19 protein-coding genes and 1 pseudogene are annotated in these 25,748 nt (G+C 71.7%); 16 read left to right on the top strand and 4 right to left on the bottom strand.

Annotation, left to right across the window (positions count from 1 at the left end; all coding sequences use genetic code 11):
* Positions 1-170: 170 nt before the first annotated feature.
* A complete protein-coding gene (locus tag C3486_RS30915; protein ID WP_103836152.1) occupies positions 171-2,708 on the top strand; it encodes a bifunctional (p)ppGpp synthetase/guanosine-3',5'-bis(diphosphate) 3'-pyrophosphohydrolase in 2,538 nt (845 codons plus the stop codon).
* Positions 2,709-2,774: 66 nt separating this feature from the next.
* Here the strand turns inward: C3486_RS30915 and C3486_RS30920 are convergent, their stop codons facing one another.
* Positions 2,775-4,004 carry a DUF349 domain-containing protein gene (locus C3486_RS30920; protein ID WP_103836153.1) on the bottom strand — a complete coding sequence of 410 codons (1,230 nt, stop codon included), beginning with the start codon at positions 4,002-4,004 and terminating at the stop codon, positions 2,775-2,777.
* Positions 4,005-4,235: 231 nt separating this feature from the next.
* Positions 4,236-5,060: a peptidylprolyl isomerase gene (locus tag C3486_RS30925; protein WP_103836154.1), complete on the bottom strand. Its 825-nt coding sequence runs from the start codon at positions 5,058-5,060 to the stop codon at positions 4,236-4,238.
* Positions 5,061-5,241: 181 nt separating this feature from the next.
* On the opposite strand from C3486_RS30925, the gene C3486_RS30930 reads away from it, so the two are divergent.
* The 5 genes from C3486_RS30930 to C3486_RS30950 all read left to right on the top strand — a co-directional run bounded on the left by C3486_RS30930 (position 5,242) and on the right by C3486_RS30950 (position 11,832).
* Positions 5,242-5,958, top strand: coding sequence for an MBL fold metallo-hydrolase (locus C3486_RS30930; protein WP_103836155.1), 717 nt, complete (start codon positions 5,242-5,244; stop codon positions 5,956-5,958).
* An 11-nt stretch (positions 5,959-5,969) separates the two neighbouring features.
* Complete coding sequence (gene hisS / locus C3486_RS30935; RefSeq protein ID WP_103836157.1) at positions 5,970-7,232, top strand: histidine--tRNA ligase; 1,263 nt, start codon at positions 5,970-5,972, stop codon at positions 7,230-7,232.
* 181 nt (positions 7,233-7,413) lie between these two features.
* Positions 7,414-8,061 (top strand): vitamin K epoxide reductase family protein, encoded by a 648-nt coding sequence (locus C3486_RS30940; RefSeq protein ID WP_103836158.1) that lies wholly within the window; start codon positions 7,414-7,416, stop codon positions 8,059-8,061.
* Positions 8,062-8,128: 67 nt separating this feature from the next.
* Positions 8,129-9,496 carry a replication-associated recombination protein A gene (locus C3486_RS30945; protein ID WP_103836160.1) on the top strand — a complete coding sequence of 456 codons (1,368 nt, stop codon included), beginning with the start codon at positions 8,129-8,131 and terminating at the stop codon, positions 9,494-9,496.
* Positions 9,497-9,609: 113 nt separating this feature from the next.
* Positions 9,610-11,832: an NADP-dependent isocitrate dehydrogenase gene (locus tag C3486_RS30950; RefSeq protein ID WP_103836161.1), complete on the top strand. Its 2,223-nt coding sequence runs from the start codon at positions 9,610-9,612 to the stop codon at positions 11,830-11,832.
* A gap of 135 nt (positions 11,833-11,967) precedes the next feature.
* On the opposite strand, the pseudogene C3486_RS30955 reads toward C3486_RS30950, so the two are convergent.
* Positions 11,968-12,713 (bottom strand): annotated as a pseudogene (locus tag C3486_RS30955) (DUF2470 domain-containing protein).
* A gap of 189 nt (positions 12,714-12,902) precedes the next feature.
* Between C3486_RS30955 and rpsD the strand changes: the two are divergent.
* Entirely contained in the window at positions 12,903-13,514 is a 612-nt protein-coding gene (gene rpsD, locus C3486_RS30960; RefSeq protein ID WP_103836163.1) for a 30S ribosomal protein S4, read from the top strand.
* 75 nt (positions 13,515-13,589) lie between these two features.
* Here the strand turns inward: rpsD and C3486_RS30965 are convergent, their stop codons facing one another.
* Positions 13,590-15,764, bottom strand: a complete 2,175-nt coding sequence (locus C3486_RS30965) for an AAA family ATPase (RefSeq protein WP_103836164.1) — start codon at positions 15,762-15,764, stop codon at positions 13,590-13,592.
* 209 nt (positions 15,765-15,973) lie between these two features.
* On the opposite strand from C3486_RS30965, the gene C3486_RS30970 reads away from it, so the two are divergent.
* The 9 genes from C3486_RS30970 (at position 15,974) to aroB (ending at position 25,542) form a co-directional block, all read left to right on the top strand.
* A complete protein-coding gene (locus C3486_RS30970; RefSeq protein ID WP_258053095.1) occupies positions 15,974-16,411 on the top strand; it encodes a DUF948 domain-containing protein in 438 nt (145 codons plus the stop codon).
* 8 nt (positions 16,412-16,419) lie between these two features.
* Complete coding sequence (locus C3486_RS30975; protein ID WP_103836167.1) at positions 16,420-16,758, top strand: DUF6167 family protein; 339 nt, start codon at positions 16,420-16,422, stop codon at positions 16,756-16,758.
* Positions 16,758-19,427, top strand: coding sequence for an alanine--tRNA ligase (alaS, locus tag C3486_RS30980; RefSeq protein WP_103836168.1), 2,670 nt, complete (start codon positions 16,758-16,760; stop codon positions 19,425-19,427). The genes C3486_RS30975 and alaS overlap by 1 nt, the downstream gene beginning before the upstream one ends.
* Before the next feature lie 14 nt (positions 19,428-19,441).
* On the top strand, positions 19,442-19,906 hold the full coding sequence (gene ruvX / locus C3486_RS30985; RefSeq protein WP_103836169.1) for a Holliday junction resolvase RuvX: 465 nt from the start codon (positions 19,442-19,444) through the stop codon (positions 19,904-19,906).
* A gap of 128 nt (positions 19,907-20,034) precedes the next feature.
* Entirely contained in the window at positions 20,035-21,756 is a 1,722-nt protein-coding gene (mltG, locus tag C3486_RS30990) for an endolytic transglycosylase MltG (protein WP_103836171.1), read from the top strand.
* Positions 21,757-21,778: 22 nt separating this feature from the next.
* Complete coding sequence (locus C3486_RS30995; RefSeq protein WP_103836172.1) at positions 21,779-22,612, top strand: shikimate dehydrogenase; 834 nt, start codon at positions 21,779-21,781, stop codon at positions 22,610-22,612.
* A 136-nt stretch (positions 22,613-22,748) separates the two neighbouring features.
* Complete coding sequence (gene aroC, locus C3486_RS31000) at positions 22,749-23,933, top strand: chorismate synthase (RefSeq protein ID WP_103836173.1); 1,185 nt, start codon at positions 22,749-22,751, stop codon at positions 23,931-23,933.
* A gap of 8 nt (positions 23,934-23,941) precedes the next feature.
* Positions 23,942-24,457 carry a shikimate kinase gene (locus tag C3486_RS31005; RefSeq protein WP_103836175.1) on the top strand — a complete coding sequence of 172 codons (516 nt, stop codon included), beginning with the start codon at positions 23,942-23,944 and terminating at the stop codon, positions 24,455-24,457.
* Positions 24,454-25,542, top strand: a complete 1,089-nt coding sequence (gene aroB, locus C3486_RS31010) for a 3-dehydroquinate synthase (RefSeq protein WP_103836176.1) — start codon at positions 24,454-24,456, stop codon at positions 25,540-25,542. Before C3486_RS31005 ends, aroB begins: the two co-directional genes overlap by 4 nt.
* Positions 25,543-25,748: the final 206 nt, after the last annotated feature.

Raw genomic sequence — 25,748 nt, forward strand, 5'->3', positions numbered from 1 at the left:
GGCATAAATGCGGGTGCCCTTTTGCTGTGTCCACAGGAGCACCGGCCCGCGGAGGAGCCGGGGCTGTCGGCATGGATACCATGGCAGCCCGGCCACTCCGTGGACCGGTGGTCCGGCACCGCTCTTTCCCGCCCGTTCGCCGGGGGAAAGGTCCCAGCGAGGAGTTGCTCTTGCCAGACGAGGCCCAGCCGCTCTCCCCCCGCACGCCGGGGGGCGGCCCCGCCGCGCACCCGGACGCCCGGCCCGCGCCCGCGGGCGGCACCGCGGACGCGCCGAAGAACGGCGGGAAGGGAGCACCGGCGGGGCCCGGCCCGACGGCCGCCCGGCCCGCGGCGCCGGCGTCCAAGCCCGCCGTGCCGCCCTCGGCTCCCAAGCCGCTGCCGCCCGGCCACACCGGCCAGCCCGGCGGCCGCTCCGGTTCCTCCAACCGGGTGAGGGCCCGGCTGGCCCGTCTCGGTGTGCAGCGCCAGAGTCCGTACAACCCGGTCCTGGAGCCGCTGCTGCGGATCGTCCGCAGCAACGACCCCAAGATCGAGACGGCCACGCTCCGCCAGGTGGAGCGGGCCTACCAGGTCGCCGAGCGCTGGCACCGCGGCCAGAAGCGCAAGAGCGGCGATCCGTACATCACGCATCCGCTCGCGGTCACGACGATCCTCGCCGAGCTGGGCATGGACCCGGCGACGCTGATGGCCGGGCTGCTGCACGACACCGTCGAGGACACCGAGTACGGCCTGGACACCCTCCGCCGGGACTTCGGCGACCAGGTCGCGCTGCTGGTCGACGGCGTCACCAAGCTGGACAAGGTCAAGTTCGGCGAGGCCGCGCAGGCCGAGACGGTGCGCAAGATGGTCGTGGCGATGGCCAAGGACCCCCGGGTCCTGGTGATCAAGCTCGCCGACCGCCTGCACAACATGCGCACGATGCGCTACCTCAAGCGGGAGAAGCAGGAGAAGAAGGCCCGCGAGACGCTGGAGATCTATGCCCCGCTGGCGCACCGGCTGGGCATGAACACCATCAAGTGGGAGCTGGAGGACCTCGCCTTCGCGATCCTCTACCCCAAGATGTACGACGAGATCGTGCGGCTGGTCGCCGAGCGGGCGCCCAAGCGCGACGAATACCTCGCGATAGTCACCGACGAGGTCCAGGCCGATCTGCGCTCGGCGCGGATCAAGGCCACCGTCACGGGACGCCCCAAGCACTACTACAGCGTCTACCAGAAGATGATCGTCCGCGGCCGGGACTTCGCGGAGATCTACGACCTGGTGGGCATCCGTGTCCTCGTCGACACGGTCCGCGACTGTTACGCGGCGCTCGGCACGGTCCACGCGCGGTGGAATCCGGTCCCCGGCCGGTTCAAGGACTACATCGCGATGCCCAAGTTCAACATGTACCAGTCGTTGCACACGACGGTCATCGGGCCCAACGGCAAGCCGGTCGAGCTGCAGATCCGCACGTTCGACATGCACCGCCGCGCCGAGTACGGCATCGCCGCGCACTGGAAGTACAAGCAGGAGGCCGTGGCCGGCGCCTCCAAGGTCCGCACCGACGTGCCCAAGGGCAAGGCCGGCAAGGACGACGCGGTCAACGACATGGCGTGGCTGCGGCAGCTGCTGGACTGGCAGAAGGAGACCGAGGACCCGGGCGAGTTCCTGGAGTCGCTGCGCTTCGACCTCTCGCGCAACGAAGTCTTCGTCTTCACGCCCAAGGGCGACGTCATAGCGCTGCCGGCCGGCGCGACGCCGGTGGACTTCGCGTACGCGGTGCACACCGAGGTCGGGCACCGCACGATAGGCGCGCGGGTCAACGGCCGTCTGGTGCCGCTGGAATCGACCCTGGACAACGGCGACCTGGTGGAGGTCTTCACCTCCAAGGCGCCGGGGGCCGGGCCGTCCCGCGACTGGCTGGGCTTCGTCAAGTCGCCCCGGGCCCGCAACAAGATCCGCGCGTGGTTCTCCAAGGAGCGCCGCGACGAGGCGATCGAGCAGGGCAAGGACGCCATCGCGCGGGCCATGCGCAAGCAGAACCTGCCGATCCAGCGCATCCTGACCGGCGATTCGCTGGTGACGCTCGCGCACGAGATGCGCTATCCGGACATCTCCTCGCTGTACGCGGCGATCGGTGAGGGCCATGTCACCGCGCAGTCCGTCGTGCAGAAGCTGGTGCAGGCGCTCGGCGGCCAGGACGAGGCCACCGAGGACATCGCGGAGTCCACGCCGATCCGCCGCTCCAAGCGGCGCTCCAGCGCGGACCCGGGCGTGGTCGTCAAGGGCGTCGAGGACGTCTGGGTCAAGCTCGCGCGCTGCTGTACGCCGGTGCCGGGCGACCCGATCATCGGCTTCGTGACGCGCGGTTCCGGCGTATCGGTTCACCGCGCCGACTGCGTGAACGTCGACTCGCTCTCCAAGCAGCCCGAGCGGATTCTGGAAGTCGAGTGGGCGCCCACCCAGTCCTCGGTCTTCCTGGTCGCCATCCAGGTCGAGGCGCTGGACCGCTCCCGGCTCCTCTCGGACGTCACACGGGTCCTGTCCGACCAGCACGTCAACATCCTGTCCGCGGCGGTGCAGACCTCCCGCGACCGGGTGGCCACCTCCCGCTTCACCTTCGAGATGGGCGACCCCAAGCACCTCGGGCACGTCCTGAAGGCGGTACGGGGCGTGGAGGGCGTGTACGACGTCTACCGCGTCACCTCGGCCCGCCGGCCCAACTAGCGGACGGCAGACGCGAGGAGGGCCCCGGTACGGCGTACCGGGGCCCCCCTCGCGTGCTCGGGCTGCTCAGCCGCCGAACTCCTGCAGACCCTTCTGGGCCTGGTCCAGCAGGGCCTGGCGGCCCTCCAGCTCACGGGCGAGCTTGTCGGCCTTGGCGTCGTTGCCCGCCGCCCGGGCCGCGTCGATCTGCTTCTGGAGCTTGTCGACGGCGTCCTGGAGCTGGCCGGTCAGCCCCGCGGCACGGGCCCGCGCCTCGGGGTTGGTGCGCCGCCACTCGGCCTCCTCGGCCTCCTGGATGGCGCGCTCGACGGCGTGCATCCGGCCCTCGATCTTCGGGCGGGCGTCCCGTGGCACGTGGCCGATGGCCTCCCACCGCTCGTTGATCGAACGGAACGCGGCCCGCGCGGCCTTGAGGTCCGACACCGGGAGCAGCTTCTCCGCCTCGACGGCCAGCTCCTCCTTCTTGGTGAGGTTCTCCCGCTGCTCGGCGTCCCGCTCGGCGAAGACCTCGCTGCGGGCCTGGAAGAAGACGTCCTGGGCGCCGCGGAAGCGGTTCCACAGGTCGTCCTCGTGCTCGCGCTGGGCGCGGCCCGCGGCCTTCCACTCCTGCATCAGCTCGCGGTACCGGGCGGCGGTCGGGCCCCAGTCCGTCGAGTTCGACAGCGCCTCGGCGTCCGCGACCAGCTTCTCCTTGATCTGCCGGGCCTGCTCGCGCTGCGCGTCCAGGGACGCGAAGTGGGCCTTGCGGCGCTTGGAGAACGCCGACCGGGCGTGCGAGAAGCGGTGCCACAGCTCGTCGTCGGACTTGCGGTCCAGCCGCGGCAGCCCCTTCCAGGTGTCGACCAGGGCCCGCAGCCGCTCGCCGGCCACCCGCCACTGCTCGCTCTGGGCCAGCTCCTCGGCCTCGGCGACCAGCTTCTCCTTCGCCGCCCTGGCCTCGTCCGTCTGCCGGGCCTTGGCCGCCTTGCGCTCCTCGCGGCGGGCCTCGACCGTCCGGACGAGCGCGTCCAGGCGCGTGCGCAGGGCGTCCAGGTCGCCCACCGCGTGGTGCTCGTCCACCTGCTGCCGCAGGTGGTCGATGGCGGTCATGGCGTCCTTGGCCGACAGATCGGTGGTCTTGACCCGCCGCTCGAGGAGGCCGATCTCGACGACCAGGCCCTCATACTTGCGCTCGAAGTAGGCGAGGGCCTCCTCGGGAGATCCCGCCTGCCACGATCCGACGACCTTCTCGCCGTCGGCGGTACGCACGTACACGGTCCCCGTCTCATCGACGCGGCCCCATGGGTCGCTGCTCACAGCGCCTCCTCCACATGATGCCGGCGGGAGCGCGGGGCTCCGGGCATCGTCCACAGTTTCTGTCCGGCGGGACTGCGCCCCGGCCGGTCCGACGGACTGTTCTTGCGGGTGAGGGTGGCAGCCGTCGGAGCAGGCACCCTACCCAACGCCAATCTAGGCGACCGGCGGCCCGGCTGTCCGCATCCCGCACGACCGAAATTCCGTGGTCCAGGCAAGGATGGCCGGAGTACGTCAGGACTTCGTGACGCGGGCGCGGTCGATGACGACGGTGGCGTTCGGTGCGGTGTTCTGCGTCTGCGGGTCGGGGGTGGAACCGGCCTTGGCGATCTTCTTCAGGACGTCCATGCCCTGCGTGATCGTCCCGAACGGGGTGTAGTTCGGCGGCAGCTTGCTGTCCTGGAAGACCAGGAAGAACTGGCTGCCGCCGGTGTTCCGGGTCTTCTCGCTCCGCCCGTCGTACCGGTTCGCCATCGCGACCGTGCCGGCCGGGTAGACGCCGCCCTTGAGCCGCGGGTCCTTGAGGTTCTCGTCGGGGATCGTGTAGCCGGGGGTGCCCTGGCCGGTGCCGGTGGGGTCGCCGCACTGCAGGACGTGCAGGCCGTCGTCGACCAGGCGGTGGCACCTGCTGTGGTCGAAGTAGCCCTCGCGGCTGAGGAAGGCGAAGGAGTTGACCGTGTGCGGCGCCTTCTTCGCGTCCAGCTTCATGGCGATGTCGCCGCAGGTGGTGGCGAGCTTCGCGGTGTACGAAGCGGACGTGTCCACCGTCAGCTCCGGCTCCTTCTTCCACTGCTTCTTCGACGGCTCGCCCTTCGCGGGCGCGGCGCACGGGTCCTTCGGCCGCTGCTCGGCCGCCGCCTTCGCGTCGTTGTCGTTGTCCGCGCCGACCAGGCCCGCCGTCGCGTACGCGGCGCCGCCCGCGGCGAGCGCCACCGCGAGGACGGCCGCGAGGATCACGTTCCGCCGCTTGGTCTTCCGCCGGGCCTCGGCACGCCGCTGTGCCTGCCGCTCGTACTTCTGGCGCGCGAGCTGCTTGCGCCGCTGCTCCCCCTTGACCACCAGGCCGTCTCCTTGGTCCGTGTGCTCCGCCGTGGCCGTACCGTATACGGGTTCGCTCCAGACGGAGTCCCGCCGGTAGGCTCTGAACAGCAGAGATCTTGCAGCATGTTTCTGTGAGATCCGCCAGGGCCGCGAGCCGGGGCCCGCCAGGATCTGTCCGCCGGACGATAGAAGGACGAACGTGCTGATTGCCGGGTTCCCCGCCGGGGCCTGGGGCACCAATTGCTATTTGGTCGCCCCCGCCGCGGGTGAGGAGTGCGTGATCATCGACCCGGGCCACCAGGCCACCCAGGGCGTCGAGGAAGCGGTCAGGAAGCATCGCCTCAAGCCCGTCGCCGTCGTCCTCACTCACGGCCACATCGACCATGTCGCCTCGGTGGTGCCGGTCTGCGGCGCGCACGACGTCCCCGCCTGGATCCACCCCGAGGACCGCTACATGATGAGCGACCCGGAGAAGGCGCTGGGCCGCTCGATCGGACAGCAGCTGATGGGCGAGCTGACCGTGGGCGAGCCGGACGACGTCAAGGAGCTGGCGGACGGCGGCACGCTGGAGCTGGCGGGGCTGGAGTTCTCCGTCGCGCACGCGCCGGGCCATACCAAGGGGTCGGTGACGTTCAGGATGCCCGAGCAGGCGGACATCCCGCCGGTCTTCTTCTCGGGCGACCTGCTCTTCGCCGGCTCCATCGGACGCACCGACCTGCCCGGCGGCGACCACGCCGAGATCCTCCGGTCGCTGGAGCGCGTGTGCCTCCCGCTGGACGACTCGACCGTGGTGCTGTCGGGCCACGGCCCCCAGACCACCATCGGCCAGGAGCGCGCCACCAACCCCTTCCTTCGGGAGGTGGCCGCCGGCCTCGGAACGGGCCCCCAGAGCCCGGCTCCGCGACGAGGAATGTGACGAAAGCTTCCGTGAGCACCTTCAAGGCCCCCAAGGGCACCTACGACCTGATCCCGCCGCAGTCCGCGACCTACCTGGCGGTCCGCGACGCGATCTCCGGACCCCTCAAGCGTTCCGGCTACGGCTACATCGAGACCCCCGGCTTCGAGAACGTCGAGCTGTTCGCGCGCGGCGTCGGCGAGTCCACCGACATCGTCACGAAGGAGATGTACGCCTTCGAGACCAAGGGCGGCGACAAGCTCGCGCTGCGCCCCGAGGGCACCGCTTCCGTGCTGCGCGCCGCGCTGGAGGCCAACCTCCACAAGGCGGGCAACCTCCCCGTCAAGCTCTGGTACTCCGGCTCGTACTACCGCTACGAGCGCCCGCAGAAGGGCCGCTACCGGCACTTCTCGCAGGTCGGCGCGGAGGCCATCGGCGCCGAGGACCCGGCGCTGGACGCCGAGCTGATCATCCTGGCGAACGACGCGTACCGCTCGCTGGGCCTGCGCAACTTCCGCATCCTGCTGAACAGCCTCGGCGACAAGGAGTGCCGCCCCGCCTACCGGGCCGCGCTGCAGGACTTCCTGCGCGCCCTGGACCTGGACGAGGACACCCGCCGCCGCATCGAGATCAACCCGCTGCGGGTCCTGGACGACAAGCGCCCGGACGTGCAGAAGCAGCTGGCGGACGCGCCGCTGCTGCGCGACCACCTCTGCGAGAACTGCAAGGCGTACCACGAGCAGGTGCGCGAGCTGCTGACCGCGGCGGGCGTGGCCTACGAGGACGACCCCCGGCTGGTCCGCGGCCTGGACTACTACACCCGCACCACCTTCGAGTTCGTCCACGACGGGCTCGGCTCGCAGTCCGCGGTGGGCGGCGGCGGCCGGTACGACGGCCTGTCGGAGATGATCGGCGGCCCCGCGCTGCCGTCCGTCGGCTGGGCGCTGGGCGTGGACCGCACGGTCCTCGCGCTGGAGGCCGAGGGCGTGGAGCTGGCGATCCCCGCCAGCACCGCCGTCTACGCGGTGCCGCTGGGCGAGGAGGCCCGCCGGGTGCTCTTCGGCACGGTCACCGAGCTGCGCAGGGCCGGTCTCGCGACCGACTTCGCGTACGGCGGCAAGGGCCTGAAGAACGCCATGAAGTCCGCGAACCGCTCCGGCGCGCGCCTCGCGATCGTCGCCGGCGAGCGGGACCTCGCGGAGGGCATGGTGCAGCTGAAGGACCTGGAGAGCGGCGAGCAGTCGCCGGTCGCGCTGGACGCGGTGGTCGAGGAGGTTCGGCGCAAGCTGGGCTGAACCGTCGTCTTTATGTGCGAAGGGCCCGGGGGCGATGCGCCGCCGGGCCCTTCGTCATGGGCCGGGAGCCCTTCCGGGGGCCGTCGGCTTTATGCCCTTCCGACGGTGAACGGTGGGACGCTTGCGGCACAATGTGAGGCCCACCGGGCCGACTGGCCATCCTGATCGACGGAACGGCGATATGACGACGACTACGCTTGATGACGTGTCCACCGACCACGCCTCCGACGGCGCCGGCGACCGCACCATCGGCGCGGGCCGTCCGTTCGCCCTCCTCCTCGTGATCACCGGAGTGCTCGGCCTCCTCGCGTCCTGGATCATCACCCTCGACGAGCACCAGCTGCTGAAGGACCCGAACTTCAAGCCGGCCTGCAGCATCAACCCGATCATCTCCTGCGGCAGCGTCATGAAGAGCGCCCAGGCGACGGTCTTCGGCTTCCCGAACCCGATGGCCGGGCTGGTCTGCTTCGGCGTGGTGGTGGCCATCGGCATGGCGGTGCTCGCCCGGGCCCGCTTCCGCGCCTGGTACTGGGTCGGCCTGAACATCGGCACGCTGCTCGGCACGGTCTTCTGCATGTGGCTGATGTCCCAGACGCTGTACGTGATCAACGCGCTGTGCCTGTGGTGCACGCTGACCTGGATCGTCACGATCCTGATGTTCTGGTACACCACCGTGCACAACATCAAGCACCACATCATCAAGGTGCCGGCCGGGCTGCGCAGTGCCGTCCTGGAGTTCCACTGGGTCGTGCCGGTGCTCTGGTACGGCGTGATCGCGGTGCTCATCCTGACCAAGTGGTGGACGCAGTACTGGAGCACGCTGCTCTGAGGCGCGAAAGGGCCGGCACGACGCGGGCGCCGGACGCGTTGTCAGTACCGTGAATTAGGGTCGAAGCGTGGAGCCCGACCTGTTCACCGCCGCCGCCGAAGACCGCCAGGAGAAGGACCCCGCGGGGTCCCCGCTCGCCGTACGGATGCGTCCGCGCACCCTGGACGAGGTGGTCGGCCAGCAGCATCTGCTCAAGCCCGGATCGCCGCTGCGGCGGCTGGTGGGGGAGGGGCAGGGCGGCCCGGCGGGGCCGTCCTCGGTGTTCCTGTGGGGCCCGCCGGGGATCGGCAAGACCACCCTCGCGTACGTCGTCAGCCAGGCGACCAACAAGCGCTTCGTGGAGCTCTCCGCGATCACCGCGGGGGTCAAGGAGGTGCGGGCCGTCATCGACGGCGCCCGCCGCGCCTCCGGCGGGTACGGCAAGGAGACCGTCCTCTTCCTGGACGAGATCCACCGCTTCAGCAAGGCCCAGCAGGACTCCCTGCTCCCGGCGGTGGAGAACCGCTGGGTGACCCTCATCGCGGCGACCACGGAGAATCCGTACTTCTCGGTCATCTCGCCGCTGCTCTCCCGTTCGCTGCTGCTGACGCTGGAGCCGCTCACCGACGACGACCTGCGCGGGCTGCTGCGGCGCGCGCTGACCGACGCGCGCGGGCTGGCGGGCGCGGTGACGCTGCCCGAGGACACCGAGGAGCACCTGCTGCGGATCGCGGGCGGTGACGCCCGGCGGGCGCTGACGGCCCTGGAGGCCGGTGCCGGGTCCGCGATCTCCAAGGGCGAGAAGGAGATCACGCTCCAGACGCTGGAGGAGTCCGTCGACCGGGCCGCCGTGAAGTACGACCGGGCCGGCGACCAGCACTACGACGTGGCCAGCGCGCTGATCAAGTCCATCCGCGGCTCGGACGTGGACGCGGCGCTGCACTATCTGGCGCGGATGATCGAGGCGGGCGAGGACCCGCGGTTCATCGCCCGGCGGCTGATGATCTCCGCGAGCGAGGACATCGGGCTGGCCGATCCCTCGGCGCTGCAGACGGCGGTGGCCGCGGCCCAGGCCGTCGCGATGATCGGTTTCCCCGAGGCGCGGATCACGCTGAGCCAGGCGACGATCGCGCTGGCCCTCGCGCCCAAGTCCAACGCGGCGTACCTGGCCATCGACGCGGCGCTCGCCGACGTGCGCGCCGGGCACGCCGGGCCGGTGCCCGCGCATCTGCGGGACAGCCACTACCAGGGCGCGAAGAAGCTGGGCCACGGCAAGGGGTACCAGTACCCGCACGATCTGCCGGGCGGCATCGCGGCCCAGCAGTACGCGCCGGACGAGGTGCACGGCAAGCGGTACTACCACCCCACGCGGTACGGCTCCGAGGCGCGCTACTACGACGTGGTGGAGCGGGTGCGCGGCCGGCTGGCGGGGGAGTCGGGCCCCTCGGGCGAGTGAGGCCGCTGCGGAGGGCGGCGTTCCGCAACGGCACGGCAGGGCCCTGTCGAGCGGGGGCGGCTCACGAGATATCTTGATGTCGAGCAATGTTGCAGACGTGGAGCGGAGCACCGGTGACTGACTCGACCATCATCTATACGCACACCGACGAGGCCCCGGCCCTGGCGACGTATTCGTTCCTGCCGGTGATCGAGGCCTACGCCTCGACGGCCGGTGTCGCCGTGGAGAGCCGTGACATCTCGCTGGCGGGCCGGATCATCGCCAGCTTCCCCGAGCGTCTTCGGGAGGACCAGCGCATCGACGACGCGCTGGCGGAGCTCGGCGAGCTGGCGAAGACGCCCGAGGCGAACATCATCAAGCTGCCGAACATCTCGGCCTCGATCCCGCAGCTCAAGGCCGCGATCGCCGAGCTGCAGGAGCAGGGCTACGCCCTCCCGGACTACCCGGACGACCCGAAGACCGACGAGGAGCGCGACATCCGCGCCCGGTACGACAAGGTCAAGGGCTCGGCCGTCAACCCGGTCCTGCGCGAGGGCAACTCCGACCGCCGCGCTCCCGCGTCGGTCAAGAACTACGCCAAGGCCAACCCGCACCGCATGGGTGCCTGGAGCGCCGACTCCAAGACCAACGTCGCCCACATGACCGGCGACGACTTCCGCTCCACCGAGAAGTCCGTCGTCATCGCCGAGGACGGCACGCTCCGCATCGAGCTGGTCGGTGACGACGGCACCACCACCGTGCTGCGCGAGTCGGTACCGGTCCTCGCGGGCGAGGTCGTGGACGCCGCCGTCATGCGCGTCGGCGCGCTGCGCGAGTTCCTGAAGGAGCAGGTCGCCCGCGCCAAGGCCGAGGGCGTGCTGTTCTCCGTGCACCTCAAGGCCACGATGATGAAGGTCTCCGACCCGATCATCTTCGGTCACGTGGTGCGCGCCTTCTTCCCGAAGACCTTCGCGAAGTACGCCGACGTGCTCGCCGGCGCCGGCCTGACCCCGAACGACGGTCTGGGCGGCATCTGGAAGGGCCTTGAGTCCCTGCCCCAGGGCGAGGAGATCAAGGCGTCCTTCGACGCGGAGCTGGCCGAGGGCCCGGACCTGGCCATGGTCGACTCGCACCGCGGCATCACCAACCTGCACGTCCCCAGCGACGTCATCGTGGACGCCTCCATGCCCGCGATGATCCGCACCTCGGGCCACATGTGGAACAAGGACGACCAGGAGCAGGACGCGCTGGCCGTCATCCCGGACAGCTCGTACGCCGGCGTCTACCAGGCCGTCATCGACGACTGCAAGGCGAACGGCGCGTACGACCCGTCCACCATGGGCTCGGTGCCGAACGTCGGTCTGATGGCGCAGAAGGCCGAGGAGTACGGCAGCCACGACAAGACCTTCGAGATCCCGGCCACCGGCACCGTGCGGGTCGTCGACGCCAACGGCACCGCGCTGCTGGAGCAGACGGTCAGCGCCGGCGACATCTTCCGCGCCTGCCAGACCAAGGACGTCCCGATCCGCGACTGGGTGAAGCTGGCCGTCACCCGCGCCCGCGCGACCGGCGACCCGGCCGTGTTCTGGCTGGACGAGAGCCGCGCGCACGACGCGAACCTGATCGCCAAGGTCAAGCAGTACCTCCCCGAGCACGACACCGAGGGCCTGCAGATCGAGATCATGTCCCCGGTCGAGGCGACGAAGTTCTCGGTGGAGCGCATCCGCCGCGGCGAGAACACCATCTCGGTGACCGGCAACGTGCTGCGTGACTACCTCACCGACCTCTTCCCGATCCTGGAGCTGGGCACCAGCGCCAAGATGCTGTCGGTGGTCCCGCTCATCAACGGCGGTGGCCTCTTCGAGACCGGCGCCGGCGGCTCCGCGCCCAAGCACGTCCAGCAGCTGGTCAAGGAGAACTACCTGCGCTGGGACTCGCTGGGTGAGTTCCTCGCGCTCGCGGTGAGCTTCGAGCACCTGGCGCAGAAGACGGGCAACGCGCGCGCCCAGATCCTCGCCGACACGCTGGACCGCGCCACCGGCACGTTCCTCAACGAGAACAAGTCCCCCAGCCGCAAGCTGGGCGGCATCGACAACCGCGGCAGCCACTTCTACCTGGCCCTGTACTGGGCCCAGGAGCTGGCGAAGCAGACCGAGGACGCGCAGCTCGCCGAGGCGTTCGCCGAGCTGGCCAAGACGCTGGCCGAGCAGGAGCAGACCATCGTCGACGAGCTGATCGCCGTCCAGGGCAAGCCGGTTGACATCGGCGGCTACTACCAGCCCGACCCGGCCAAGGCCGAGGCCGTCATGCGCCCGTCCGCGACGCTGAACAAGGCGCTCGCCGCGCTCAGCGCCTGACGCACCCCGCGGCGGGCCGCCCGCCGCACACGAACCGCCCCTCCCGGCCCGGTGCCGGGAGGGGCGGTCCCGTCTGCGGAGGACGGCCGGGGGCGGGTGCGGCGGCCGGGACGGCGCCGTTGCCGTCGCGGGCGCTCACGCCGCGGCGTCGAAGAGGTGGTGCATCGCCCGCCGCAGCTCCATCAGGTCGCGGACCGGCGTGGGGAAGTCGAACCGGGCGTCGAAGGTCTGCGCCCCGGGGTCGGAGAAGCGGACCCGCAGCCCGAAGCGGTCCAGCGCACGGGGACGACGGAGCCGCGTGCCGCGCAGACCCGCTCGGCCCGGTCGCCGAGCAGCCCGCACAGGTCGCGGACCTGCTCGCCGTGCGCGGTGTGCAGGTGCTGCAGCAGCTCCGCCTCGTGGCCCGCCACCGGATCGGGAGCGGCCGTGGCGAACTCCTCGGGCTCGACGGAGGCCGCACCCCAGAGATCGTCCACGGTGGCCTCGCCGACCTCCAGGCGGAGCATCATCCAGGCGGCGCGCCCGACGGGGCCGGCGGCCGGCCGCAGGGCTTCGCCGATGCCGAGCAGCTCGCCGACGGGGTGCCGCTCGGCGAGCAGCCGGGCCGCGTGCGCCCGGTCCTCACCGCGTACGGGGGTGAGCCAGCCGGCCACCCAGGCCCGGCCGCGAATGCGGTGCGGCACCGAAACCGGAGCGACGTCCGTGAGTTCCATCACGGCGGTGACGTCGTCGTCCTGGGCGTGTGCGGCCGCACGTGCGGCCGCCGAGTCCCCAGGAACCAGCAACAGCACGTCTCCTGAGCCGTCGACCGTTCTGCAGGCGGGCGCGGCGAAGCCGGTCTCGTCGGGATCGTGGACTCCGGGAATGGTCAGAGAGGCCATAGCATGGGAATCCACGAGGGTTCGCACACGCTCGGCGGCGGTGGGCTGCTGGGCGTCTTCCGTGGGACGCGGCTGACCCGCCTCAGTGCTCTCATCTGCACTGGGCAGGGGGTTCCCAGGTCGAAACATGCGGTCTCCTCGCGCTGCTAAGGTAAGCCTCACCTAACTTACATCGGAGGTTCGTTCCACGTGAACCAGTCGCGTCCCAAGGTCAAGAAGTCCCGCGCCCTCGGCATCGCGCTGACGCCGAAGGCCGTCAAGTACTTCGAGGCCCGCCCGTACCCGCCCGGCGAGCACGGCCGCGGCCGCAAGCAGAACAGTGACTACAAGGTCCGGCTGCTGGAGAAGCAGCGGCTGCGTGCCCAGTACGACATCAGCGAGCGCCAGATGGTGCGTGCCTACGACCGCGCCCGCAAGGTCGACATGAAGACCGGCGAGGCGCTGATCATCGAGCTGGAGCGCCGCCTGGACGCGCTCGTCCTGCGCTCCGGCCTGGCCCGCACGATCTACCAGGCCCGCCAGATGGTCGTCCACGGCCACATCTCGGTGAACGACCGCAAGGTCGACAAGCCGTCCTTCCGCGTCCGCCCCGGCGACGTGGTGATGGTCCGCGAGCGCAGCCGCAACAAGCACCCCTTCCAGGTCGCGCGCGAGGGTGGCTACGCGCCCGACGGCGAGACCCCCCGCTACCTGGAGGTCAACCTGCAGGCGCTGGCGTTCCGCCTCGACCGGGACCCCAACCGCAAGGAGATCCCGGTCATCTGCGACGAGCAGCTGGTCGTCGAGTACTACGCACGCTGAGCGAGCCGAGTGCTCCGCGCGCCGGGCAACGGCCCGGCAGCGCAGGCCGCGCGCCGCACCCCGGCGCGCGCTGCCTCAGCCCGCCGTGTCCCCGCCGTTCGCGGCCGGGGAAACGGCGGGCTCGCCCCTTTCCGGGGCCCGGCCGCCGGCCGCCCCGCGCGGCCGCGGGAGACCGCCCACGATGCGGGCGACCGCCGCGTCCAGGTCCAGCGCCCGGCCCCGCCGCACCGCCGCCTCGTACCCCGCGTCGCCCAGCCGCTCGCGGGCCTGCCGCTCGCAGCGCTCGTGCGGCGCGTTGAAGGTGCGGGAGCCGAACAGCTGCGGCCCCACCGACGGCCAGATCCGCGCCGCCACCCCGTGCAGCACCGCCGCCTCCACCGAGTCCCCCTCGTCCCCCGTGACCAGCGCCAGTAACTCCACCGCCAGCACCGCGCCCAGCAGGTCGTGGAAGGCGTGGTCGAGCACCAGGCACTCGGTCAGCAGCCGGCGGGCGCCCGCCAGGTCCTGCCGCGTCCAGGCCGCGTAGGCCAGCACGTACAGCGCGTACGCCAGCGCCCACCGCTCGCCGTGGTCCGTGCAGACCTCCCGCACCTCGGCGCACAGCTCCTCGGCTCGCGCCGGATCGCCCCGGAAGGCCACCGCCATCGCCAGCTCGACCTGCGCCATCAGCACGTTGCTGTTCAGCTCGCCGATCTCCCGGTAGGCCGCCAGCGCCTCCCGCAGCAGCGTCTCGGCGCGCGGCATGTCGTCCCCGGTCAGCGCCAGGCAGCCCAGCCGGTGCCGGGCGTACGCCTCGGCCCGCGCGTTCCCCGTGCGCAGCGCCTCCGACCGGCACTCCTCCAGCACCCGCCGCGCACCGGCCGGATCGCCCTGGAGCACCGCAACGTAGCCGGTCACCCAGAGCGCCTTCAGCCGCGCGTCCTGGTGGTCGGCGGGCAGCCGCAGGGACCGCTCCAGCCAGTGCCGCCCTTCCGAGAGCCGGCCGCAGCCGACCCAGAAGAACCACAGCGTCCCGGCCAGGTACTGCCCCAGGTACGCCTCCTCCGGCACCTCCAGGCTGCTCTCCAGCGCCAGCCGCACGTTCGGCAGCTCCACGTCGATCCGCGCCGCCACCTCGTCCTGCCGCGGCCCGAACCAGTCCAGCTCGCACCAGGTCGCCAGGCCCACGTACCAGTCCCGGTGCCGGCGCCGCAGCCGCTCGGTCTCGTCCAGCGCCGCCAGCCACTCGGCGCCGTACGCGCGCACTGTGTCCAGCATCCGGTAGCGCACCCCGGCCCGGGTCTCCTCGCGGACCAGCACCGACTGCGCGACCAGCTCGGAGAGCACGTCCAGCAGTTCCTCGGCCGGCAGGTCGGGCCCCGAGCACACGTACTCGGCCGCCTCCAGGTCGAACTGGCCGGCGAACACCGACAGCCGCGCCCACAGCAGCCGCTCCCGCGGCGTGCACAGCTCGTGGCTCCAGCCGACGGCCGTGCGCAGCGTCTGATGGCGGGGGAGGACCACCCGGTCGGTGCCGGTCAGCAGCCGGAAGCGGTCGTCCAGCCGGTGCACCACCTGCTCGACGGAGAGGGCCCGCAGCCGGCCGGCGGCCAGCTCCAGGGCCAGCGGGATGCCGTCGAGCCGGTGGCACAGCTCGGCGACCGCGGCGGCATTGCTCCCGTCGACGGCGAACCCGGCGACCACGCAGCCCGCCCGGTCGGCGAAGAGGTCGCAGGCGTCCGCGTCCGGCAGCGGCGCCAGCGGATAGGTCCGCTCCCCGCACAGGCCCAGCGGCCGGCGGCCCGCCGCCAGCACCCGTAACCCGGGCGCCCGCCCCAGCAGCCGTGCCACCAGCGGCGCGCACTCGGCCACCAGGTGCTCGTAGCCGTCCAGGATCAGCAGCAGCTCACTGTCCGCGAGGTCGTCGCAGAGCGCGTCGCGCACCAGGCGGCCGCTGTGGTCGGTCAGCTCCAGGGCCTCGGCGACGGCGTGGTCCAGCAGGTGCGGCTCGCGCACGTCGGACAGTTCGACCAGCCACACCCCGTCGCAGAAGCGGTCCCGCAGGGCCCGCCCGAGCCGGGTGGCGAGCCGGGTCTTGCCCACCCCGCCCATCCCCGTGAGCGTGATCAGCCGGGCCTCCGCCACCATGGCGGTCAGCGCGGCCAGTTCCTCCGCGCGTCCGACGAACCGGTTCAGTTCGGCGGGCAGGTTGCCCGGGACGGGCGGGCGGCGGTCTGGGAAGGCGGGATCCGGTCCCCGGGAGCGTCGCATGACACACGGAGCGTACTCGGACCTGTGCGGACCGTACAATCGCGCCGCGGGGGAGCGGCCCCGCGGCCGGCGGCCCCGCCGCCACCCCGGAATGCGGCCGTGGCACGGGGGAACGCGGTGCGGACGGGGAGCCCCGGCGCGATAGGGTCGACACCTGCCGTTCGAGCAGGACGAGACAAGCAGAGAACCAGTCGGAAAGTGGTGTGAGCGTGTCCGGTGGAGAGGTGGCCGGGATCCTCGTGGCCGTCTTCTGGGCGATCCTGGTGTCGTTCCTCGCCCTGGTGCTGGTGAGGCTCGCGCAGACGCTGAAGGCGACCACCAAGATGGTCTCCGACGTGTCCGAGAAGGCCGTGCCGCTGCTCGCCGACGCCTCCGAGACCGTCCGCTCCGCGCACACCCAGCTCGCCCGCGTCGACGCGATCACCTCCGACGTCCAGGAAGTCACGGCCAACGCCTCCGCGCTCTCCTCGACCGTCTCCTCCGCCTTCGGCGGCCCGCTGGTCAAGGTCGCCGCGTTCGGCTACGGCGTCCGCCGCGCGATCGGCAGGAAGGGCGCACCGCCCGAGCCCGAGCGCACCGTCGTCGTCGGCCGCACCCTGCCCGCCGCCCGCCGGGGCGGGCGCCGCAACCGCCGTACCAAGGACTGATCACCGCGATGTTCCGCCGCGCATTCTGGTTCACCACCGGCGCCGCCGCCGGGGTGTGGGCCACCAACAAGGTCCACAGCAAGCTGCGCAAGCTCCAGCCCGACAGCCTCGCGGCGCAGGCAGCGGACAAGGCGGTGCAGACCGGCCACCGGCTGCGCCGATTTGCATTGGACGTACGCGACGGAATGGCGGACCGTGAAGAGCAGTTGCACGAAGCGCTCGGTCTGACGGAGACCGGAGCGGCGCGCGAACTGCCGCCCGCCCGCCGGACCGCCGCGCTCGAAGCAGACCACCCCACGACACGAATCACCCGGACAACCGGACCGAACCGAAACGAGGACCACTGATGGAGTCGGCTGAAATCCGCCGCCGCTGGCTGAGCTTCTTCGAGGAGCGCGGGCACACCGTCGTGCCCTCGGCGTCGCTCATCGCGGACGACCCGACGCTGCTGCTGGTCCCCGCGGGCATGGTGCCCTTCAAGCCGTACTTCCTCGGCGAGGTCAAGCCCCCGGCCCCGCGTGCCACCAGCGTCCAGAAGTGCGTGCGCACGCCGGACATCGAAGAGGTCGGCAAGACCACCCGGCACGGCACGTTCTTCCAGATGTGCGGCAACTTCTCCTTCGGCGACTACTTCAAGGAAGGCGCCATCAAGTACGCCTGGGAGCTGCTGACGACTCCCGTGGCGGACGGCGGCTACGGCCTGGAGCCCGAGAAGCTCTGGGTCACCGTCTACCTCGACGACGACGAGGCCGAGCGCATCTGGCACGAGGTCGTCGGCGTGCCCAAGGAGCGCATCCAGCGCCTGGGCAAGAAGGAGAACTACTGGTCCATGGGCGTGCCCGGCCCGTGCGGCCCGTGCTCCGAGATCAACTACGACCGCGGCCCGGAGTTCGGCATCGAGGGCGGCCCGGCCGTCAACGACGAGCGCTACGTGGAGATCTGGAACCTGGTCTTCATGCAGTACGAGCGCGGCGAGGGCATCGGCAAGGAGGACTTCGAGATCCTCGGCGAGCTGCCCAGCAAGAACATCGACACCGGCCTCGGTCTCGAGCGCCTCGCCATGATCCTGCAGGGCGTACAGAACATGTACGAGACCGACACCCTGCGCGTGGTCATCGACAAGGCCACCGACCTCACCGGCGTCGCCTACGGTGCCGGCCAGGACACCGACGTCTCGCTGCGCGTCGTCGCCGACCACATGCGCACCTCCGTCATGCTCATCGGAGACGGCGTCACGCCCGGCAACGAGGGCCGCGGCTACGTGCTGCGCCGCATCATGCGCCGCGCCATCCGCAACATGCGCCTGCTGGGCGCCACCGAGCCGGTCGTCGCCGACCTGGTCGACGTGGTCATCAAGACGATGGGCCAGCAGTACCCGGAGCTGATCCAGGACCGCAAGCGTATCGAGACCGTCGCCCTCGCCGAGGAGGCCGCCTTCCTCAAGACCCTGAAGGCCGGCACCAACATCCTCGACACCGCCGTCAGCGAGACCAAGGCCGCCGGCGGCAAGGTCCTCCCCGGCGACAAGGCGTTCCTGCTCCACGACACCTGGGGCTTCCCGATCGACCTCACCCTCGAAATGGCCGCCGAGCAGGGCCTGTCGGTGGACGAGGAGGGCTTCCGCCGCCTGATGAAGGAGCAGCGGGAGCGCGCCAAGGCCGACGCCCAGGCCAAGAAGCACGGCCACGCCGACATGTCGGCCTACCGCGAGGTCGCCGACAAGTCCGGTGCCACCGTCTTCACCGGCTACACCGACACCGAGGGCGAGTCCACGGTCGTCGGCCTGGTCGTCAACGGCGTCTCGGCCCCCGCGGCCCACGAGGGCGACGAGGTCGAGGTCGTCCTGGACCGCACCCCCTTCTACGCCGAGGGCGGCGGCCAGCTCGCCGACACCGGCCGCATCAAGACCGACACCGGCGCCGTGATCGAGGTCCGCGACGTCCAGCAGCCGGTCCCGGGCGTCACCGTCCACAAGGGCTCCGTCCAGGTCGGCGAGATCACCGTGGGCGCCCCCGCGTTCGCCACCATCGACGTCAAGCGCCGCCGGGCCATCGCCCGCGCCCACAGCGCCACCCACCTCACCCATCAGGCGCTGCGCGACGCCCTCGGCCCGACGGCCGCCCAGGCCGGTTCGGAGAACTCCCCGGGCCGCTTCCGGTTCGACTTCGGCTCGCCGACCGCCGTGCCGGGCACGGTCCTCACGGACGTCGAGCAGAAGATCAACGAGGTCCTCTCGCGCGAACTGGACGTCACCGCCGAGGTGATGAGCATGGACGAGGCCAAGAAGCAGGGCGCCATCGCCGAGTTCGGCGAGAAGTACGGCGACCGCGTGCGCGTGGTCACCATCGGCGACTTCTCCAAGGAGCTGTGCGGCGGCACGCACGTCCACAACACCGCCCAGCTGGGCCTGGTGAAGCTGCTCGGCGAGTCCTCCATCGGCTCCGGCGTGCGCCGCGTCGAGGCCCTGGTCGGCGTGGACGCGTACAACTTCCTCGCCCGTGAGCACACGGTCGTCTCGCAGCTCACCGAGCTGGTCAAGGGCCGGCCCGAGGAGCTGCCCGAGAAGGTCTCGGGCGTGCTGGCCAAGCTCAAGGAGGCCGAGAAGCAGATCGAGCAGTTCCGCGCCGAGAAGGTCCTGCAGGCCGCCGCCGGGCTCGCCGAGGGCGCCAAGAACGTGAACGGCATCGCGCTGGCCTCCGGCCAGGTGCCCGACGGCACCACCGCCGACGACCTGCGCAAGCTGGTCCTCGACGTGCGCGGGCGCATCCCGTCCGACCGCCCGGCCGTCGTGGCTCTGTTCTCGGTCGCCAACGGCCGCCCGCTGACCGTGATCGCCACCAACGAGGCCGCGCGTGAGCGCGGCGTCAAGGCCGGCGACCTGGTCCGTACGGCCGCCAAGACACTCGGCGGCGGTGGCGGCGGCAAGCCGGACGTCGCCCAGGGCGGCGGCCAGAACGCCGCTGCCGTGCCCGAGGCCCTCGAGGCCGTCGAGCGCCTCGTCGCGCAGGCCGGCTGAGGCACGTGAGCGGTATGCGACGCGGCAGGCGGATCGCCGTCGACGTCGGGGACGCCCGCATCGGGGTCGCCTCGTGCGACCCCGACGGGGTCCTCGCGACACCGGTGGAGACCGTGCCGGGACGGGACGTCCCGGCCGCCCACCGGCGGCTGAAGGCGATCGTCGAGGAGTACGAACCGCTGGAGGTCGTCGTCGGCCTGCCCCGCTCCCTGAACGGGGGAGAGGGGCCGGCCGCGGCCAAGGTGCGGGCCTTCGCCAAGGACATGGCGAAGAACATCGCGCCGGTGCCGGTGCGGCTCGTGGACGAGCGGATGTCGACGGTCACCGCGGCCCAGGGCATGCGGGCCTCCGGCGTGAAGGCCAAGAAGGGCCGCTCCGCCATCGACCAGGCGGCGGCCGTGGTCATCCTGCAGAGCGCACTGGAGACCGAACGCTCGTCCGGTCAGGTCCCTGGTGAGAGCGTCGAGGCGGGCGGCTGATCGCGGTACGGTAACGTTCCGCGCGACCGGCCGCGTTCGAACAGGGGCGCGCGCAAGAAGAGGCGGTCAGCAGAACGACAGGCGCGCTGCCGAGCAGGCGCGCACCGCCTCGCGGCTCTAGGGGATCGATGACTGAGTATGGCCGGGGCCACGGCTCCGAACCGTGGCATCCGGAGGACCCGCTCTACGGAGAGTCCTACGGTGACCAGGGTGCCTACGGCGGCCAGGCTTCCTACGGGAGCCAGGACCCCTACGCGGGGCAGCAGCAGCCGGGCTGGGGCGGCGCCCCCGGCCGGCAGCAGTACCCGTACGAGCAGCAGTACGACCAGCGGTACGAGCAGCAGCAGTACGACCCGTATGGGCAGGCCGGCGGGCACGCGGGCCAGGGTGGCGCGCCGTACGACCCGTACGGCCAGCAGGCCGATCCGTACGGTCAGCAGCACGACCCGTACGGACAGCAGCCCGGTCCGTACAACAGCGCGGTGCCGGACCCCTACGGCGCGCCCGACGGCTACCCGGCGCCGCACCAGCAGCAGCACCCGCAACAACCGCAGTACCAGCAGCAGCACCAGCAGGTGCGGCACGACCAGACGGCGCCGATGCCGGTCGTGCCCGGCGGCGCCCCGGCCGACGACTGGGAAGCGGACCAGGACGCGCCGTGGCAGGACGAACCGGCACCGGACAGGCACGAGCCGGAGCACTCCTTCTTCGCCGACCGTGCCGACGAGGACCCCGAGGACGAGCCCGCGCCGCGCGGGAAGCGCCGTCCGGGCGGCGAGCGCCGCGGCAAGGACCAGCGCCCGAAGCGGCGCGGCCGGGCCGTCGCGGCCGTCGTCGCCCTCGCGGTGATCGGCGGCGGCGGTTACCTCGCCTACGACCGCTTCGCGCCGCCGCCGGACTTCGACGGGCAGGGCACCGGCAGCATCCAGGTGGAGATCCCGGACGGCTCGCCCGTGCTCCAGATGGGACTGCTGCTCAAGAAGGAGGGCGTGGTCAAGAGCGCCGACGCGTTCACCGCCGCGGTCTCCGAGAACCCCAAGGCGAAGGCGGGGCTCCAGCCCGGCGTCTACACGCTCCGCAAGGAGATGTCGGCCGCCTCGGCCGTGGACCTCATGCTCAGCCCGAAGAGCCGCAACGGCCTGACCATCCCCGAGGGCATGCGGGCGGTCGCGGTCTACGAGCGGATCGACAAGAAGCTCGGCCTGAAGGCCGGCACCACCCAGGACGTCGCGCGGAGCGAGGCGAAGAACCTCGGCCTGCCGGCCTGGGCGGACGACGACCCCGACATCAAGGACCCGCTGGAAGGCTTCCTCTACCCCTCGGTGTACGAGGTGAGCAAGAAGTCGAAGCCCGAGGACGTCCTGAAGCAGATGGTCGCGCGGGCCAAGCAGAACTACGCCCGCTACGACCTGGCGGCGAACGCGAAGAAATTCGGGCTGAAATCCCCGCTGCAGCTCGTCACGGTCGCCAGCCTCACCCAGGCCGAGGGCACCAGCCACGACGACTTCCGCAAGATGGCCGAGGTGGTCTACAACCGGCTCGACCCGGCCAATCACGAGACCTACGGCAAGCTCGAATTCGACTCGACGTACAACTACATCAAGAACCAGAGCGAACTCGACATTCCGATCAGCGCCATCAAGAACTACGACAACCCCTACAACACGTACTACTACAAGGGGCTGCCGCCGGGGCCGATCGGAAATCCGGGCGAGGACGCGCTCAAGGCGGCCGTCAACCCGACCGACGAGGGCTGGTACTACTTCGTCGCCATCAACGGGAAGACGAAGTTCGCCAAGACCTACGCCGAGCACGAAAAGCTCGTCGCGGAATTCAACAAGACCCGCTAGCGAATCACTGAGGGCAGTACCCGTGTCAGGAACCCACCACAAGGCCGCGGTCCTCGGATCGCCCATCGCCCACTCGCTGTCGCCGGTGCTGCACCGCGCCGCGTACGACGAGCTGGGCCTGGCCGGCCGGGAGTACGGCCGCTTCGAGGTCGACGAGGCGGCCCTGCCCGGCTTCCTGGCGGGCCTGGACGACGCCGAGTGGGCGGGCCTGTCGCTGACCATGCCGCTCAAGCGCGCGGTCATCCCGCTGCTCGACGGGATCAGCGAGACCGCCGCCTCCGTCGAGGCCGTCAACACCGTGCTCTTCACCGAGGACGGCCGCCGCACCGGCGACAACACCGACATCCCCGGCATCCAGGAAGCGCTGCGCGAGCGCGGCGTGACCACGGTCGACGGCGCCGCCATCCTGGGCGCCGGCGCCACCGCCTCCTCCGCGCTCGCCGCGCTCGCCCGGATCTGCACCGGCGAGGTCACCGTGTACGTACGCAGCGAGGCGCGCGCCGACGAGATGCGCGGCTGGGGCGACCGGCTGGGCGTCGCCGTGCGCACCGCCCCCTGGGACGAGGCGGCCCACGCCTTCGAGGCGCCGCTGGTGATCGCCACCACCCCGGCCGGGGCCACCGACGCGCTGGCCACGGCGGTGCCCGCGCGGCCCGGCACGCTCTTCGACGTGCTGTACGAGCCGTGGCCCACCGCGCTGGCCGCCGCCTGGTCCGAGCGCGGCGGCGCGGTCGTCGGCGGCCTGGACCTTCTGGTCCACCAGGCCGTGCTGCAGGTCGAGCAGATGACCGGCTGCGAGAAGGCGCCGCTGGCCGCGATGCGCAAGGCGGGCGAGGCGGCGCTCGCGGCCCGCTGACCCGCGCGCAGGTCAGCGCCTGACCGGCCCCGGCGGGCCGGACCGCGCGGTCCGCTCCCTGGACTGCGCGTCGGGCGCGCCGCCGGTCGTGGGAGGATCAGGGGAAGAACGTACGCGCAGTACACGAGGAGCACCGTTGAGCAGGTTGCGCTGGCTGACGGCGGGGGAGTCGCACGGCCCCGCACTGGTGGCGACGCTGGAGGGCCTTCCGGCCGGCGTCCCCGTTACCACGGACATGGTGGCGGACGCCCTGGCCCGTCGCCGGCTCGGCTATGGCCGCGGTGCCCGGATGAAGTTCGAGCGCGACGAGGTCACCTTCCTCGGCGGTGTGCGGCACGGCCTGTCGCTCGGCTCGCCCGTGGCGATCATGGTGGGCAATACCGAGTGGCCCAAGTGGGAGAAGGTCATGGCGGCCGACCCGGTCGACGAGGCCGAGCTGGCCGAGCTGGCCCGCAACGCCCCGCTGACCCGGCCCCGCCCCGGCCACGCGGACCTGGCCGGCATGCAGAAGTACGGCTTCGACGAGGCCCGCCCGGTCCTGGAGCGTGCCTCGGCACGTGAGACCGCGGCCCGCGTCGCGCTGGGCGCGGTGGCCCGCTCCTTCCTGAAGGAGACGGCCGGCATCGAGATCGTCAGCCATGTCGTGGAGCTGGCAGCGGCCAAGGCGCCGTACGGGGTCTACCCCAAGCCCTCCGACGTCGAGAAGCTGGACGCCGACCCGGTGCGCTGCCTGGATGCGGACGCGTCCAAGGCGATGGTCGCGGAGATCGACCAGGCCCACAAGGACGGCGACACCCTCGGCGGCGTGGTCGAGGTCCTGGCCTACGGCGTGCCGGTGGGCCTGGGCTCGCACGTGCACTGGGACCGGCGGCTGGACGCCCGGCTGGCCGGTGCCCTGATGGGCATCCAGGCGATCAAGGGCGTGGAGGTCGGCGACGGCTTCGACCTGGCCCGCGTGCCCGGTTCCAAGGCGCACGACGAGATCCTGGCGACCGAGGACGGCATCAAGCGCGCCTCGGGCCGTTCCGGCGGTACCGAGGGCGGCCTGACCACCGGTGAGCTGCTGCGGGTCCGCGCCGCGATGAAGCCGATCGCGACCGTGCCGCGCGCGCTGGCCACGGTGGACGTGTCCACCGGCGAGGCGGCGCAGGCCCACCACCAGCGCTCGGACGTGTGCGCTGTGCCGGCCGCCGGGATCGTGGCCGAGGCCATGGTGGCGCTGGTGCTGGCGGACGCGGTGGCGGAGAAGTTCGGCGGGGACAGCGTCGCCGAGACCCGCCGCAACGTCCGGTCGTTCCTCGACAACCTGGCGATCCGGTGAGCGAGCCGGTGACCGGGCCGGCCGTCGTGCTGGTCGGCCCGATGGGCGTGGGCAAGACCACGACCGGCATGGCGCTGGCCGAGCGTCTGGGCACCACCTTCCGGGACACCGACGCGGACATCGTCGCCGGTGCCGGCAAGCCGATCTCCGAGATCTTCATCGACGAGGGCGAGCCGCACTTCCGGGAGCTGGAGCGGCAGGCCGTGGCCACCGCCGTGCGCGAGCACGCCGGGGTCCTGGCGCTCGGCGGCGGCGCGATCCTGGACGCCACCACCCGCGCGCTGCTGGCCGGGCTGCCCGTTGTCTTCCTGGAGATGGGCGTGGCCGAGGCCGTGAAGCGGGTCGGCCTGGACGCGCCGCGCCCGCTGCTGGCCGTCAACCCCCGGCAGCGCTGGCGCGAGCTGATGGCCGAGCGCCGGCCGCTGTACATGGAGGTGTCCCGCGCGGTGGTCTCCACGGAGGGACGTACGCCCGAGGAGGTCGCCGAGGCCGTCCTCGACGCATTGGAGCTGAGGAAAGCATGACCGACGCACCCACTCGCATCCACGTCGGCGGCTCCGCCGGTTCGGACCCGTACGACGTACTGGTCGGCCGGCAGCTGCTGGGCGAGCTGCCGGGGCTGATCGGCAACGCCAAGCGGGTCGCCGTGCTGCACCCGGAGGCGCTGGCCGCCACCGGTGAGGCGCTGCGCGAGGACCTCGCGGGCCAGGGCTACGAGGCCATCGCGATCCAGCTGCCGAACGCCGAGGAGGCCAAGACCGCCGAGGTCGCGGCGTACTGCTGGAAGGCGCTGGGCCAGACCGGCTTCACCCGCACCGACGTCGTGGTCGGCGTCGGTGGCGGCGCCACCACCGACGTGGCGGGCTTCGTCGCGGCCACCTGGCTGCGCGGGGTGCGCTGGATCGCCGTGCCGACCACCGTGCTGGGCATGGTGGACGCGGCCGTGGGCGGCAAGACCGGCATCAACACCGCCGAGGGCAAGAACCTCGTCGGCGCCTTCCACCCGCCGGCCGGCGTGCTCTGCGACCTCGCCGCGCTGGACTCGCTGCCGGTGCACGACTACGTCTCGGGCCTGGCCGAGGTCATCAAGGCGGGCTTCATCGCCGACCCGGCCATCCTGGACCTGATCGAGAGCGACCCGGAGGCCGCGAAGCGCCCCGACGGGCCGCACACCGCCGAGCTGATCGAGCGCGCCATCCGCGTCAAGGCCGAGGTGGTCTCCTCCGACCTCAAGGAGTCGGGCCTGCGGGAGATCCTCAACTACGGCCACACGCTCGCGCACGCCATCGAGAAGAACGAGCGGTACAACTGGCGGCACGGCGCGGCCGTTTCGGTGGGCATGGTCTTCGCCGCCGAGCTGGGCCGGATCGCCGGGCGGCTGGACGACGCGACCGCCGACCGGCACCGCGCCGTCCTCGGCTCCGTCGGCCTGCCGCTGACCTACCGCGGCGACCAGTGGCCCAAGCTGCTGGAGACGATGAAGGTCGACAAGAAGTCCCGCGGCGACCTGCTGCGCTTCATCGTGCTGGACGGGCTGGCCAGGCCGACCGTGCTGGAGGGCCCGGACCCGGCGATGCTCCTCGCGGCGCACGCCGAGATCGCCGCCTGACGCCCACCGGGCACTTTCCGCCGCCCCCGGCCGTTCCCACAACTACGGCCGGGGGCAGTACCTTTCGGTACGACCATCGTCCGCACTTCACCCACGAGACGGAGAGCCACCGGATGCAGCACCCAGGGGGGGCTCCGCTGCCATCGCCGCACCAGCCGGGCAGCGCCGGCGCCTGGGCCGATCCCCGGGCCCGTTCCATACCCTCC

Origin of the sequence: Streptomyces sp. Ru73, assembly GCF_002920575.1 — a bacterium.
Taxonomy (GTDB): Bacteria; Actinomycetota; Actinomycetes; order Streptomycetales; family Streptomycetaceae; genus Streptomyces.